The sequence below is a fragment of the Acidimicrobiales bacterium genome (assembly GCA_035630295.1).
In the GTDB taxonomy this organism is placed as follows: Bacteria; Actinomycetota; Acidimicrobiia; order Acidimicrobiales; family Iamiaceae; genus Iamia.
This window is the reverse complement of sequence record DASQKY010000044.1, coordinates 1-14811: the sequence shown is the minus strand read 5'-3', so window position 1 is coordinate 14811 and position 14811 is coordinate 1. Positions and strand designations below refer to the sequence as shown.

Below are 14811 nucleotides of genomic sequence, written 5' to 3'. Positions count from 1 at the left end.
GGGTGCGCGGCCGAAAAGGGGGTGCACCCGTGCGCCGAACGATCGCCATCCTGCTCGCCCTGGCCGTCATCGCTCCCGCCTGCAGCGGGGGCGACGACGACGACGGCGCCAGCCCGACCCCGAGCTCAGGAGCCACCGTGGCCGACGATCCGACCCTGCTGGCCGGGACCGTTCCCGCCGAGGAGTGGACGGCCCGCCAGGACGACTACCTGGCCTTCGCCACCGCCGAGGGCCTCGACCCGGCCGACGCGCTGTCGGTGCTGGCCCACGCCGAGGCCGCCCGCCGGGCCGGGGAGGAACCGGACCTGGCCGAGGCCACGCCCGAGACGTTCGAGCCCATCTTCGCCAAGCTGCGCACCTTCGAGGACACCAGCGACTTCGACGTCAACCGCCTCATCACCCTGCTGCTGCGGGCCGGCGACGACCTGGACCCCGATCTGCGGGCCGCGGTCGAGGAGCGGGTCCTGGCCTTCAAGTACTGGTGGACCGAGCCCACCCCCGAGGGCGTGATCGACGACCAGTTCTACTGGACCGAGAACCACCAGATCATCTTCCTGGCCGACGAGTACATCGCCGGGCAGACCTTCCCCGACGCCACCTTCACCAACGACGGCAAGAGCGGCCGCCAGCACATGGAGCACGCCGAGCCCCGCATCCGCCGCTGGGTCGAGCTGCGGGCCCGGTTCGGGTTCAGCGAGTGGCTGTCCAACGTGTACTGGACCGAGGACATGATGGGCCTGCTGCTGCTGGCCGACCACGCCGAGGACCCGGAGATCGCCCGCCTGGCCACCATGACCCTGGACGTGCTGTTCGTGGAGATGGCCTCCCACCTCCAGAAGGGCGTGTTCGGCGCGACCAAGGGCCGCAGCTACCAGAAGGACAAGCTCAACGGCCGCGACGAGGACACCTTCAGCGTGGCCAAGATGGTCTTCGACCTCACGCCCGTGCCCTACGAGCACGCCGATGCCGCCACCCTCCTGGCCACCGCCACCCGGTACCGCCCGCCCGAGGTGGCCCGCCGCATCGCCGCCTCCGAGGAGGAGGCGATCATCCGCCAGCACCAGAGCCTGCCCATCGACCCCAACGCCCCCGTCGACGCCGACGCCCCCGCCCCCGAGGGCCTCAGCTACGAGGGCGAGGACGGGCTGATGGTGTGGTGGGGCATCGGGGCCCAGTTCCCGTGGCAGGTGGCCCCCACCTCGGCCCGGTTGGTGCAGGAGCTCGACCTGTGGGAGAGCACCAACTTCCGCCAGGCCGCGGCCCTGGAGCCCATCGTGGCCACCGCCTCCGACGACGAGATCCGCGAGCTGGCCCGCTCCCTGGCCATCCCCATCAACCCGGGCCTGCTATCGGAGGTCGACACCTACACCTGGCGCAGCCCCGAGGTCATGCTCTCCACCGCGGTGGACTGGCGGGCCGGGCAGCGCACCGAGCAGAGCCACATCTGGCAGGCCACCATCGACCCCGACACGCTGGTGTTCACCACCCACCCCCGCGAGGAGGTGCCCCTGGTCGACGACCCCAACGACCGGGAGGGCTACTGGACCGGCGACGGGGCCACCCCCCGGTCGGCCCAGGTGGGCACCGTGTCGATGAGCATCTACGCCCCCCAGTACGAGGCCGCCGCCGGGCCGGGCAGCGGCGGCTACTCCTTCCGCTACGGGGACCTGACCCACGCCTGGTTCCCCACCGAGCACTTCGACGAGGTGGTCGAGCGGGACGGCTGGGTCATCGGCCGCAAGGGCGACGGCTACGTCGCCCTGCGCTCGTGGCGCCCCACCCGCTGGCGGGAGTACGGGCCCGAGGAGTTCACCCGGGGCCTGACCGAGCGGTTCGACCTGGTGGCCGAGGGCGGCCCCGACAACGTGTGGATCACCGAGGTGGGCCGGGCCGCCGACCACGCCGGCGCCGAGGACCCGTTCGCCGCCTTCGTCGAAACCGTCACCTCGGCCCCCTTCGAGGTGACGCCCATGGCCGGCGACACGCCGTGCCCCCCGGCCCCGGACGGGGCCGTGCCCGCCCAGTGCCCCCGCACCCCGGCCGACGGGTTCCTGGTGCGCTACGGATCGCCCTCCCAGGGGGAGATCACCTTCGGCTGGGCCCCCAAGGCCGACGACGCCTCGCTGGACACGCTGACCGTCGACGGGGACGAGGTCGACCTCCACCCCGACGACCAGGCCCGGTGGGACAGCCCGTGGGCCACCTCGGCGTGGGACAGCCAGCGCTACCGGGCCGAGGCCGGCGGCGCCAGCATCGAGCTCGACTTCACCACCGCCACCCGCACCGCCACCGCCGGCTGACCGCCGGCTCCAGCCGGAAGGGACGCAGCGGACCGGGGGGTTCGGCGGCGTCGTTGCGTCCGACCAGAAGGATCGTCCTACGATCCATCCCCGATGTGGGCTCCCACCCTCCCTCCGGCCGCCCGGGCCCAGCTGCCGTCGCCCTTCGCCTGGAAGGTGGCGGCCGCCGGCGTGGTCGGCGGGGTGATCGGGGCCGCCTACCTGGCGGCGCTGATGGTCATCGAGCACCTGCTCGGCCCCGAGGCCTGGTCCCCGGTCCCGCACATCGTGGTGCTCGCCGCCGTGGGCGCGACGGTGGCCCTGATCGTCCGGGTCCTCGGCCCCACCCGCAACGTGGAGCTGCTGGTGGATGACATCCACGTCATGGGGGGCACGCGGGAGGTCCGGTCGCTCCGGTCGCTGCTGCCCATCTCGTTGCTGTGCGTCGGCTCGGGCGGGACCCTCGGCCCCGAGGCCCCCCTGGTGCAGGCCACCGGGGCGGTGGGGGGCTGGCTGGCCACCCGTTGGGGACTCGACCGCCGCCACCTGCGCGTCCTGACCATCACGGGCATGGCGGCCGGCTTCACCGCCCTGTTCGGCTCCCCGATCGGGGCCGCGGTGTTCGCCCTGGAGATCCCCCACCGCCGGGGCCTCGAGTACGCCGATGCCCTCATGCCCGCCTTCGTGGGCTCCATCGCCGGCTACGCCGTCTACGTGGTGGCCACCGGGAGCGGCCTCGAACCCATCTTCGACCTGCCCGGCATCGACTCGATCACACTGGCCGACCTGGGCTGGAGCGTGGCCGCCGGCGTGGCCTCGGCCGTGGTCGCGTACGCCTTCACCGCCGGGGTCCGGGCCCTGCGCTGGGTCACGACGCGGCTGCCGACCGCGGCCCGGCCCGTGCTCGGCGGTCTGGGGCTGGGCCTGCTGGCGCTGGTCGACCGCCACGCCCTGACCAACGGCGAGGCCGCGCTCCACGACCTGCTCGTGGCCAAGGTGGCGGCGGGCACGCTGCTGGTGGCGGCCGGGGTCAAGCTGGCCGGGGCGGTGGTGGCCGTGGCCGGCGAGTGGCGGGGCGGCTTCATCATCCCGCTGTTCTTCGTGGGGGCCACGCTGGGGGCCGCCGCCCACGTCCAGCTGCCCGGCACCAACAAGTGGGTGCTGGTGACCACGATGATGGTCGGCTGCAACGCCGCGGTGACCAAGACGCCGCTCGGCTCGACGCTGGTGGTCACCGAGATGGCCGGCGTGCGGCTGCTCCCCACCGCCCTCATCGCCGCCCTGGTGGCCCTGGCCCTCACCGGCCCCATCCGGCTCATCGAGTCGCAGCGCCGCCGGGACGAGACCGCGGACCGGGGTGACGCCGATGCCCAGCTCGGACCCGAACCGGCCCCGGACATCGCCCCCGGCCCTCTGGGGGCCCCGTGAGCCCGCAGCCCCCGGCGCGTCCGGACGCGCCACCGCTGTGCGACGAAGACTACCAGGCGCTGGCCTCCTTCCGGGCCGAGCTGCGCCGGTTCCTGCGCTTCTCCAAGGACGCGGCGCGCAAGGCGGGGCTCACGCCCCAACAGCACCAGGCCCTCCTCGCCGTGCGGGGCCACCCCGGGCCGGGACCGGCCTCGGTCTCGTCGGTGGCCGAGGCGTTGCAGCTCCAGTTGCACTCGGCCACCGAGCTGCTGGCTCGCACCGAGGCGGCCGGCCTGCTCCGACGCAGCACCGACCCGGCCGACCGCCGCCGCACGCTCTGCACGCTCACCCCCGCCGGGGAGACCGTGCTGGCCTCGCTCAGCGAGCGGCACCGCCTCGAGCTCCGCCAGCTCCGGGCCACGGTCGGCGGGCTGACCCGCCTCGACTCCGCCGACCAGGACTGAGGCCCCGCCGTCAGGCGGCGGTGGGGCCGGTGCGGGTGGGGGCGAAGTGGACGGCGCGGGGATCGAGGCGTTCGCCGGTCGGCCCCCGGTACGGCGACACCCGAGGCGCGTCCCCGGGACCCGGCGGCCGGGGCCGCCCGGCAGGAGCCAGCCGTCGCCCCTGGTGATCGGTGAAGGTCAGCTCACCATCAGCATCACCACCGATGCCCAGGCGACCCTTGTGATGCAAGCGGTGATGGAACGGGCACAAGCAACACAAGTTGGCGCTGCTGGTCGGACCGCCGTCCTCCCAGTGCTTGATGTGATGCACGTGCAACCACAACCTCCGATCACACCCCGGCACCCGACACCCCTGATCGCGGTGCTCCACCAACCGCCGCAGCCGCACCGACGGCGTCCGATGCACCCGCCCCACCTCCACCGGCCGCCCGTCGACCAGGCGCACCACCTGCACATCCGCATCACAGGTCACGAACCGCCGCACCCCCGCCGGCACCACCGGCCCCCCATGCACACTCGCCACCCAACCACCAACAGCTCCGACCCCAGAGCCCGGCGGCCCAGACCGCGCCATGACCAACCCGGCCAGCGACCCGCTCTCGGTTCCGGCCTCCGTCTCGGCCTCCGTCTCGGCCTCGCGAGGACCAGGCGCCGCCGCCCCGCCCGCCGGTGCCGGGCCGTCCCGGGACCCGACAGCCCTCGCCCCGGACCCCGGTGCCGGGCCCGCAGCCGGACCCGACGCCCAATCACCCGGCGCACATCGGGGCCGACACGAGCCGGCGGCCGACCCCGTGACCGAACCGGGGATCGAAGTGGGGACCGCTCCACCCCCATCCTCCGGTACTGACCCGAGGGCCATCCCGGTCTCCAGGTGGATCAGCACGTGGGTCCGAGCCGCCCGCTCCGCCCCCGCCGCGTCACAGGCCAAGGTCGTGTTGGCCATGCCCACCAACGCATCGGCCCACGACACCCGGGCCTCGACGTCCTCACGGTGCAGGCGCTCGCGGGCGGTGCCCAGCGCGGCCTGGACCACCAGGCTCTGCTCCACCGGCAACCGCACACGAGCCCACCACGCGGCCTCATCGGTACCGAAGGTGACCGACCGCTCCACCTCGTCCTCCGACGCAGGGTCCGGCGCCTCGGGGATCGGCTCGGCCGCCGTCACCGGCACCACACCCGCCACCGCCGCATCGAAGTCATACCGACACGTCGCCCTGGTGATCTGCGCCACCGTCGCGCTCTCGGCCAGCTCGCACACCGACGCCTCGAACGGCGCCGGCGTGAACCGCGCCACCTTCGCCGCCTGATCCAACGACAACCGGCCCTCCGAGAACGCACCCATGGTCACCGGCAGCTCCGCCGCACGTCGGGCCAGCCCCACGATCCGCTGCGCCGTCGACCGCTCCAACCCCGCCCGCCACATCAACCACTGCACCGGCGTGTGCACACCATCGCCCTGCCACAGACCACCCCCCAACGCCTCCGCCACCAACGCAACGAGCTGCGCATCCGCGGCGTTGCGCACCCCCGCCACCCGCGCCACCTCACGCTCCAACCGCTCGACCGCGTCACCCGCCACCGACGGACCACACGAACCCGCCCGCTCAGATGCCCCTGCGACCACTTCGATCATGGGAACAAGTGTACGCCCAGGGTACGACAGCCCGCCGTCAGCGGGATCCCGACGGCAAGCCGCGATTGGCCCCGGCAGGCCCGGAGGCGAGGCGGCCAGTCAGCTCAGCAGGGAGGTCAACCACAGCGGCGCGCTCATCGCCGAGCCACGCGCCCACCAACGGCCGCTCTCACGGCAACACTCACCGCCCAGGACCACACCCGCCGCCGACGGGCGTCCCTTCACGACAACGCCCCACCGCCCGAACCACCGACAGGCCACTCCCCTATGGCAGTGCGCTCACCGCCCGGGACGCTCGCCACCGACGGGCGGCTTCTCCACGGCGGCGGTCTTGCCGGCGGGGCGTTGGTCGGTGGGGGCCGGAGCGTCGGCCGTCGGTGCCGACACGACCACCAGGTAGACGGTGCGGACGGCGAGGGCCTGGCGGACCTGGCCCACGACCTCGTCGAAGAAGTCCTGGCGGTAGGCCGAGTCGGTCACCATCGACACGGTGAAGGAGAAGCCGGCCACGAAGGCCACGAACCCGGCCACGTGCAGCAGGGCCGCGGTGACCTCCACCCGGTGGCCGAACAGGGTGGCCTGCGCCACGACGTCGTTGGGGATGTCGCCCAGCCAGGCGTCGATCACCTCGGGCCGGATGGCCACGACCCCGAAGGCGGTGAAGAAGGCGAAGACGGCCAGCGACACCAGCACCACCTGGACGGCCTGGGCGAACAGCAGCACCAGGTAGACGTTGACCCGCTGCCGGAGGGTGAAGCCGGCCGTGCCCGGCGACCGGGCCTCCGACGGCACCCGGTCGACGCAGTCCTCCACCGGCGTGCCGGCGCACGCCGCGACCAGCCCCCCGGCCCCCAGCTCGTCGTCCAGGCGGGCCACCTCACCGGGCAGCCGGGTGAGCAGGAACAGGAGCCCCACGACCACGAACATGGCCCCGGTGAGGGCGAACAGCGACCCGGGCAGGGCGGCGGCCACCTGCCACGCCTCGGTGTTGACGAAGACCAGGATGGTGAGGGCCAGGAGCAGGGGCAGGGCCCGGCCCACCAGGGCGGCCACGCTGCCCACCGCCCCCACGGCCCGGCCCAGCGCCCACCGGGTCATGGGCACCAGGCCGTAGCTGGTCACCACGTACACCAGCACCAGCAGGCCCAGGTTGGCCGCCGCGGTGAGGGCGGCCGACCCCGGCTCACCGAAGGCCAGCGACACCAGCGCCGGCAGCACCACGAACAGGCCCAGCTCGACCGGCCCCACGGTGTCGGGGCGCTGGAGGGGCGCCCGCTCCCGCACCAGGTTCACGACCACGAACGACCCCACCAGCAACGTCGCCCCACCCACCAGGGCCAGGGCGTTCTGCCACCACCGCCACTCCAGGCGCACGGCGTTGACCACCTCGACCAGGGCGATCAGGGTCAGGACCCCGACGCTGCGGGTGAACACGTCCTCGCGGGCCCGGTAACCCTCGATCAGGTGGGGCAGGCCCCGACGCAGCAGCCACCGCTCGGTGGCCCGCCGCACCGCGACGTCGTCGCCCCCCGGACCGGACACGGCCGGAGTCTCCCACGTCCCCCCAGGCCGAACGGGGGAACAGGCGAACAGGCGGAGGGGGTCGCACGGCGGGGCAGGCGGAGCCGCTCGAGCCCGGGGCGGGCCGCGACCACCACCTGAACCCGCGGCGGTGGTCGTCCTCGGGCCGGAGAGGCCCCTCCGGTACGGTGTCCCGGCCGCACCCGGCGGCCCGTGACACGTCCAGGGGGACACATGGCCAGCTCCGCCCCGCGCGCCCGACCGGCGGGCCGTCCCCGACGGGCCGGTCGATCCGCCCTCGCCCTCCTGGCCGTGCTGGCCCTCCTGGCCGGAGCGTGCAGCAGCGACGACGGCGGGGACGGCGACGACGCCAAGCCGGGCTCCACCCGGCCCAAGATCGACCCGTCGGAGGAGACCACGGCGGCCGCTTTCGAGGCCACCCCCGGCGTGGAGACCCTCACCGTCACCGGGGCCGAGCCCGGCCACGACCTGACCCTGGTCAACACCGAGGACGAGAAGCTGCTCACCCTCACCACCGACGAGGCCGGCCAGGCCCACTTCGCCTACGTGCCCGACGAGTACCTCACCTTCCAGACCGGCGAGGGCGGCACCCTGCCCAGCGCCGCGGGGCAGCAGCTCCGCCCCGGCGCCTACACGGTGCGGGACGAGAGCGCGGAGCCGGTGGCCGTCACCGACGAGGTCACGGTCCTGGCCCGCGACGACCACCCCGAGGAGAGCGCCTACGACCAGGAGGTCGGCGAGGGCTTCGGCTACGTCACCACCCGCGACGGGGTGGAGCTCAGCGTCAACGTCCGCCTCCCCGGCCCCATCGAGGACGGCCCCTACCCCACCGTCGTCGAGTACTCGGGCTACGGCCCGTCCAACCCCGACGCCGAGGAGCCGGGGTCGATGATCGCCCGCCTGCTCGGGTACGCCACCGTCGGCGTCAACATGCGGGGCACCGGGTGCTCGGGCGGCGTGTTCGACGTGTTCAACCCGGCCCAGCAGGCCGACGGCTACGACATGGTCGAGACCATCGCCCGCCAGCCCTGGGTGCTGCACAACAAGGTGGGCATGGTCGGCCTGTCCTACTCCGGCATCACCCAGCTCTACGTGGCCGCCACCCGGCCCCCGAGCCTGGCCGCCATCACCCCCCTGTCGGTCATCGGCGACGCCTGGCAGATGTCCTGGCCCGGGGGCATCAACAACAACGGCTTCACCGAGCAGTGGCTGGCCGAGCGCAACCGCCAGTCCGAGGGCGGGGGCACCGACTGGGTGACCAAGCGGGTCGAGGAGGAGGGCGACGAGGCCTGCGAGGCCAACCTGGCCATCCGGGACCAGAACCCCGACTTCGGCGAGTTCACCCGGGCCCTGGAGAACCGCCCCCCCGACGCGGACAGCCGCGACCTCTACCAGCTGGTGAGCGACATCGAGGTCCCCGTGTACCTCACCGGGGCCTGGCAGGACGAGCAGACCGGCCCGCTGTTCGCCGACATGCTCGACAACTTCACCGGCACCGAGCAGGAGCGCTTCAACCTGTTCAACGGGCGCCACCCCGACGGCTACACCCCCCTGGTCCTCTACCGGTGGTACGAGTTCCTGGAGCTGTACGTCCACCAGCAGGTCCCGCGCCTGGACGACGGCCTGCGGGCCGGGGGTGCCGTCCTGTTCGAGGACATCTTCGGCGTCCCCGGCCTCACCTTCGAGGAGGACCGGTTCCCCGAGTTCGCCGACGACGACCTGGAGGGCGTCCTGGCCGCCTACGAGGCCGAGCCCAAGGTGCGGGTGCTGTTCGAGAACGGGGCCGGGGGCGACGTGCCCGGCTCCCCGGCGGCCCGCTTCGAGGCCACCTTCGAGGAGTGGCCGCCGCCGGCCGTCACCCCGGTCACCTGGTACCTCGGCCCCGACGGCACCCTGGTCGACGAGGCCCCGGGCCAGGAGGGGGCCGACACCTTCACCAACGACCCCGAGGCCGGCCAGCTCACCTTCTTCAACGAGGAGGCCGAGGACCCCGAGGAGGGCGAGGAGGTGGAGGGCGGCTACGACCTGCTCGCCCCCACCTGGGACTTCGACTGGGAGCAGCCCGGCGAGGGCACGTCCCTCAGCTACGTCACCGAGCCCTTCGAGGACGACACGGTGCTGGCCGGGACCGGCTACGCCGACCTGTGGGTCCAGGCCGACTCGACCGACGCCGACGTCCAGGTGACCATCACCGCGGTCCAGGCCGACGGCACCGAGTTCCTGGTGCAGTCGGGCCAGCTCCGCCTGTCGCACCGGGCCCTGGAGGGTGAGATCGGCGACGACCTGGAGGTCCACCACGCCTGGGACGCGGAGAGCCGCCAGCCGTTGGAGCCCGGGGAGTGGGTGCAGGCCCAGGTCGGCATCCCGTCCTTCGCCCAGGCCTTCCGGGCCGGCACCCGCCTGCGGGTGGTCGTCTCCTCGCCCGGCCGCGACCGGGGCACCTGGAAGTTCGCCACCATCGGCGAGGAGGGCGACGAGCGCCAAGTGGGCCTGGGCGGCGAGCGGGCCTCGTCGCTGGTGCTGTCCATGGTCGAGGGCATCGAGGTCCCCGCCGGCGACCCGGAGTGCCCCAGCCTGCGAGGCCAGGCCTGTCGCCCCTACGAGGCCCTGGCCAACGGGGACTGACCCGTCCGTCAGTCGTAGGTGCCCTCGCGGTGCCACCGGCCGTGCTCCAGGGCCAGCAGGTGGGCGGTGCCGTCGGCCAGCACCACCTGGACCCGGGCCCGGCGGCGGGCCCGGTCCGGGTCCCACCAGCGCTCCTCCGCCGGCCACGGCCCGGCCCAACCCACCACCGGCTCCCGGCCCAGGTGGGCGGGGGGGGCGCTGACCTGGCCCCGGCCGTCGACCCCCACCGGGGCGCCGTCGGCGGCCCGCAGGTCGACCTCCGGCGGCTCGGCGAACACCAGGGCCGGTGACGGGGGCGGCAGCCGGCCCGGCCACGGGCCCTCGGCCCCGGGCCCGGCCGGGGGCCGGTCGCCGACCAGGTCGACCAGGCCGGCCGGCACCGCCTCCACCCGATCGCCCGGGCCCCGGCCCCCGCCCAGGGTGGGCACGGCCACGGCGTCGGCCCCGAGCAGGGCCGCCACCCGGGCCAGGGCCCGGGCCGCCCCCTCGTCCAGGCGGGTCTCGCCCCCCCAGAAGCCCAGCTGGCGACCCCGGGCCGCGGTGACCTCCTCGGGGTCCAGCAGCAGGCGGGTGATCCCGGCGGTGGGCCGGTCGACCGACGGGCCGTTGAGCCAGCCGTCGAGCTGCCAGCGGGCCCGGTCGGCCACCGCGGCCGCCGACAGGCCCCCCTCGTGGCGCCACGACCGGCGGCGCACCTCGCCGTGCTCGGTCTCGACCTCGATGCCCAGGCGCAGGCACACCAACCCGTCGGCGGCCAACCGCTGGTGCAGGTCCGAGGCCAGGCCCACGGCCCGGAAAGCCAGCGTGTCGACCCGCTCGACCGGCGGGTCGAGCTCGGTGCCCACCGCCCGCTCCGGGGCCGGGCGCCGGGCCGCCAGGGGCCGGGGGTCGAGGCCCCGGGCCAGGCGGTGCAGCAGGGCGCCGTCGGGCCCGAACCGGGCCAGCACGTCGCCGGCCGGCACCCCGGCCAGAGCCCCCAGGGTGCGCAGCCCCAGGCGGCCCAGCACGTCGGCCGCGGCATCGGCCTCGGGCGTGTCCAGGTGGGCGGCGGCCTCGGTCACCGGCCAGTGGGCCAGCAGGGGCAGGGAGGCCCCCGGGGCCACCACCCGGACGGGGCTCTGGCCCGGACCCGGGTCGTCGGGCCGGTCGACGACGTCGCCCGGGCCGAGGGCCCGCTCGGGCGGGCCGGGCCGGCTGGCCAGGGTGGCGGCGAAGGTGCCGTCGGCCACCCCTACCCGCACCGGGGCCGGGCGGGGCAGCAGGGGGGCCAGCAGCTCGACCACCTGCTCCCCCAGGGCCTCGTCGCCCCCGTGGTAGCGGGACGGGCCCCGGGTGGCCAGGGCCACCGTCCCGGGCCGGGTGACCTCGACGGCGGGGGTGAGAGCGGCCAGGGCCCCCACCAGCGGCTCGAAGGCCCGGGCGTCGCGGTCGGGGTCGGTCGCCACCACCACCGCCTCCGGGCACCGGCGCTGGGCCTCGCGCCGGCGCAGGCCCACGGTCACGCCCACCGACCGGGCCGCCGGGGAGGCCGCCAGCACCCGGTTGGCCCGGACCACCAGCACCGGCTCGGACCGGTCGTACCCGGCGGCCAGCACCGACCAGTCGGGCACCCGGGCCACCAACACCCGGTCGGGCCGGTCGCGGTCGGGCCGGCCACGGTCGAGGTCGCGGGCCACGCCCCTACCCCGCCTCGGCCCAGCCGGCCGGAGCCGGGCCCCGGGCGACGGCGGGAGCGGGCGCCGGAGCCGGGGCTGAAGCCGGGGCCGGCACCGTGGGGGCGGATCCCACTGGGACGGGCACGACGGGGGCGGGGGCGCCGTCGGCCCCCGGCAGCCACAGCTCCACCCGCGTGGGCCGGGCCGCCCGGCGTCGACCGCTGGCCTCCACCACCAGGCGGCGGGCCCGCAGGCGGCCGGCCCCGTCGAGGCGCTCGGCGGCCACTGCGCCCTTCCAGTCGGGGGCCAGGGCCCGGAGGGTGACGTCGGGCGCCTCGGGCCAGGTCCCCGGGCCGGGCAGGCGGACGAGGACCCCGCCCCGGGTGCGGAGGTGGGCGGCCAGGCGCCTGGTGTCGGCCACCCGCACCCGGGCCGGCGGGCGCGCCAGCACCAGCTCGACCGTCTCGGCCACCGCCGCCACCACCGTGCCCCACCGCTCGGGCGGCGGGGTGGCCACCAGCACCGTGCGCTCCAGGGCCAGCCCGGCCTCGGCCGCCGCCGCCACGCCCAGGTCACCGACCCCCACCACCGCCGTCCACGATCCGGCGGCCGAGGCCGCGGCGGCCAAACCCAGGGCCAGCGACGTGGCCCCGGGCCCGGCCACCGCCACCGAGGTGCCCCGGGCCAGGGCCCCGCCGGGCAGCAGGGGGGCCAGGGCCGACAGCACCGGCAGCACCCGCTGCTCGGCCAGGGTGAGGGGCCGGGCCCGCTCCCCCAGCGTGGCCAGCCGCCCCTCCCGCACCGCAGCAGCCCCGGACCCGAACGTCATGACCTCGAGTATCGAACACCTGTACCCCTCCCGCAAGGCGGGCGGGGTGCAGGGGCCGGGGTGGGGGCGGGATCAGTCCTGGAGGCGGTAGCGGCGCATGGTCAGGGGGGCGAAGACGGCCACGAAGGCCACCGCGGCCACCGTCACCCAGCCCAGCTGGCTGGCCTCGAACGAGCCGGCCATGAGGCTGCGGACGGCGTCCACCACCCGGCTGATGGGGTTGACCTCGACCACGCCCTGGAGCCAGGACGGCATGGTCTCCGGGTCGACGTAGATGTTGCTGGCGAAGGTCAGCGGGAACAGGATCATCATACTGGTGCCCATGACCGCCTTCTCGGTCTCCAGCACCAGGCCCAGCAGGGTCCACACCCACGACAGGCTGAAGGCGAACACCAGCAGCACGGCCACCCCGGCGACCAGGCCCGGCACCCCGCCCTCGGGCCGGAAGCCGATGGCCACGCCCAGGCCCAGGATGACCACCGAGGCGATGGTGTAGCGGACGGCGTCGCCCAGCAGGGCGCCCACGATGGCCGCCGGGCGCCACGACGGCAGGGACCGGAAGCGGTCCGACACGCCCTTCTGCATGTCGTTGTTCAGGCCCACGCCGGTGTACATGGTGATCATCACCACGGTGGACACCAGGATCCCGGGCACGAAGGTCTGCACGTACTCCTGGGTGGAGCCGCCCAGGGCCCCGCCGAAGAGGTAGGTGAACAGCAGCAGCATCATCACCGGGAACATGGTCACGTCGAAGAGCTGCTCGGGGACGTGCTTGATCTTGAGCAGGGCCCGCCACCCGTGGGTGAGCGAGGACGACAGGGGCCCGGGGCGGGCCGGCCGGTCGCCGCTGGCCAGCACGGCCAGCACCGACGCCGCGGCCACGGGGGCCTCGGCCGGCGCCGTGGCGGTGGGGGACGGGGGGGTGGTGGTCGCGGTCATGCCGCCTCCTCGGTGTCGTCAGGGGTGGTCGCGGGGTGGTCGGTGAGGGCCAGGAAGACCTCGTCCAGGCTGGGCTGGCCCAGGCTCATCTCGCTCACCGAGATGCCGGCCCGGGACAGCTCGACCAGGCCGTGGGCCACCCGCTCGGCGTCCTCCAGGCGGGCCGAGACGGCGGCCGGGTCGGCCTCGATGGCCACCTCGGTGCCCAGGGCCTCGCTGAGGATGCGGACGGCGGCGAAGCGCTCGTCGGGGTCGGCCACCCGGAGGTGGAGCGAGCCGCCGCCCACCGATGCCTTGAGCTGGCCGGGCGTGCCCTCGGCGATGACCCGGCCCCGGTCGATGACGGCGATGCGGTCGGCCAGCTGGTCGGCCTCGTCGAGGTACTGGGTGGTGAGCAGGACGGTGGTGCCCGCCGTGACCAGGGCCCGGATGATGTCCCACACCTGGTTGCGGCTGCGGGGGTCGAGGCCGGTGGTGGGCTCGTCCAGGAACAGCACGTCGGGGGTGACGACCAGGCTGGCGGCGATGTCGAGCCGGCGGCGCATGCCCCCCGAGTACGTCTTGACCTGGCGGTCGGCCGCCTCGGTCAGGCCGAAGGCGTCGACCAGCTCGACGGCCCGGGCCCGGGCCCGGCGCCGCCCCAGGCCCAGCAGCAGGCCGAGGAGCACCATGTTCTCCCGGCCGGTCAGGTCCTCGTCGAGGGAGGCGAACTGGCCGGTGAGGCTGACCCGGCTGCGCACCGCGTCGGGCTCGGCCACCACGTCGTGGCCCAGGAGCCGGGCCGTGCCCCCGTCGGGGACCGACAGGGTGGCCAGCATGCGCAGCGTGGTCGTCTTGCCCGCCCCGTTGGGGCCGAGCACCGCGGTGATCGTGTGCCGCTCCACGGTGAGGCTGAGGTCGTCGACGGCCAGCTTCTCGCCGTACCGCATGACCAGGCCGTCGACTTCGACAGCGCAGTCGGTGGCGGGCTCGGGCACGGCGTGAGTCTAGGGTTCGGGGCGTGAACGTCTGGCTGGAGGTGCTGGTGTACGCCGCCGCCGGCATCGCACTGGTCGGCACCTTGGTGCTGCTGGCCAAGGACGAGGTGGCCGGGGACCCGATGTTCGTGGTCCTCGCCGTGGTCGAGCTGCTCCTGGTGGTCCAGCTGGTGGTCGGCTCGGTGGCCCTCGCCCAGACCTCACGAGAGGTCTCCGGGGTGCTGTTCGTGAGCTATCTGGTCGGGATCGCGCTCGCGCTGCCCGTGGGCGCCTTCTGGTCGCTCGCCGAACGCTCTCGCGCCGGCACGGCGGTGCTGGCGGTCGCCGTGTTCACGGTGATCGGCCTCGAGCTCCGGCTCGACGCGATCTGGGCTGGCGCCGGTGCCTGACCACACGGGGAGCCTGTCCTCGGGCTGGGGCCGCGTCCTGGTCTTCGGCTACGGCGTGTTCGCGGTGGCCGC

At 74.9% G+C, this 14811-nt stretch carries 11 protein-coding genes; 5 read left to right on the top strand and 6 right to left on the bottom strand.

The features are described 5' to 3' along the window. Positions 1-29: 29 nt before the first annotated feature. The 3 genes from VEW93_12780 to VEW93_12770 all read left to right on the top strand — a co-directional run bounded on the left by VEW93_12780 (position 30) and on the right by VEW93_12770 (position 4150). Positions 30-2300 carry a hypothetical protein gene (locus VEW93_12780; protein ID HYI62667.1) on the top strand — a complete coding sequence of 757 codons (2271 nt, stop codon included), beginning with the start codon at positions 30-32 and terminating at the stop codon, positions 2298-2300. A 93-nt stretch (positions 2301-2393) separates the two neighbouring features. Next, complete coding sequence (locus VEW93_12775) at positions 2394-3707, top strand: chloride channel protein (GenBank protein ID HYI62666.1); 1314 nt, start codon at positions 2394-2396, stop codon at positions 3705-3707. Next, the gene (locus VEW93_12770) at positions 3704-4150 is read left to right on the top strand and encodes a MarR family transcriptional regulator (GenBank protein ID HYI62665.1); all 447 of its coding nucleotides are present in this window, start codon (positions 3704-3706) and stop codon (positions 4148-4150) included. Before VEW93_12775 ends, VEW93_12770 begins: the two co-directional genes overlap by 4 nt. Positions 4151-4160: 10 nt before the next feature. Here VEW93_12770 and VEW93_12765 read toward each other — a convergent pair whose 3' ends face one another. Then, positions 4161-5783: a DUF222 domain-containing protein gene (locus tag VEW93_12765; protein ID HYI62664.1), complete on the bottom strand. Its 1623-nt coding sequence runs from the start codon at positions 5781-5783 to the stop codon at positions 4161-4163. Positions 5784-6062: 279 nt separating this feature from the next. Further along, positions 6063-7325: a hypothetical protein gene (locus VEW93_12760; protein HYI62663.1), complete on the bottom strand. Its 1263-nt coding sequence runs from the start codon at positions 7323-7325 to the stop codon at positions 6063-6065. 291 nt (positions 7326-7616) lie between these two features. Between VEW93_12760 and VEW93_12755 the strand changes: the two genes are divergently transcribed. Continuing rightward, a complete protein-coding gene (locus VEW93_12755; protein HYI62662.1) occupies positions 7617-9950 on the top strand; it encodes a CocE/NonD family hydrolase in 2334 nt (777 codons plus the stop codon). Positions 9951-9958: 8 nt separating this feature from the next. On the opposite strand, the gene VEW93_12750 is transcribed toward VEW93_12755, so the two are convergent. The 4 genes from VEW93_12750 to VEW93_12735 all read right to left on the bottom strand — a co-directional run bounded on the left by VEW93_12750 (position 9959) and on the right by VEW93_12735 (position 14350). Continuing rightward, positions 9959-11626, bottom strand: a complete 1668-nt coding sequence (locus VEW93_12750; protein HYI62661.1) for a DNA polymerase Y family protein — start codon at positions 11624-11626, stop codon at positions 9959-9961. 4 nt (positions 11627-11630) lie between these two features. Next, the gene (locus tag VEW93_12745) at positions 11631-12434 is read right to left on the bottom strand and encodes a hypothetical protein (protein HYI62660.1); all 804 of its coding nucleotides are present in this window, start codon (positions 12432-12434) and stop codon (positions 11631-11633) included. Between the two features lie 72 nt (positions 12435-12506). Then, entirely contained in the window at positions 12507-13373 is an 867-nt protein-coding gene (locus tag VEW93_12740) for an ABC transporter permease (protein HYI62659.1), read from the bottom strand. Continuing rightward, entirely contained in the window at positions 13370-14350 is a 981-nt protein-coding gene (locus VEW93_12735) for an ATP-binding cassette domain-containing protein (protein HYI62658.1), read from the bottom strand. Before VEW93_12735 ends, VEW93_12740 begins: the two co-directional genes overlap by 4 nt. A 23-nt stretch (positions 14351-14373) precedes the next feature. On the opposite strand from VEW93_12735, the gene VEW93_12730 reads away from it, so the two are divergent. Continuing rightward, complete coding sequence (locus VEW93_12730) at positions 14374-14739, top strand: hypothetical protein (GenBank protein ID HYI62657.1); 366 nt, start codon at positions 14374-14376, stop codon at positions 14737-14739. Positions 14740-14811 lie beyond the last annotated feature (72 nt).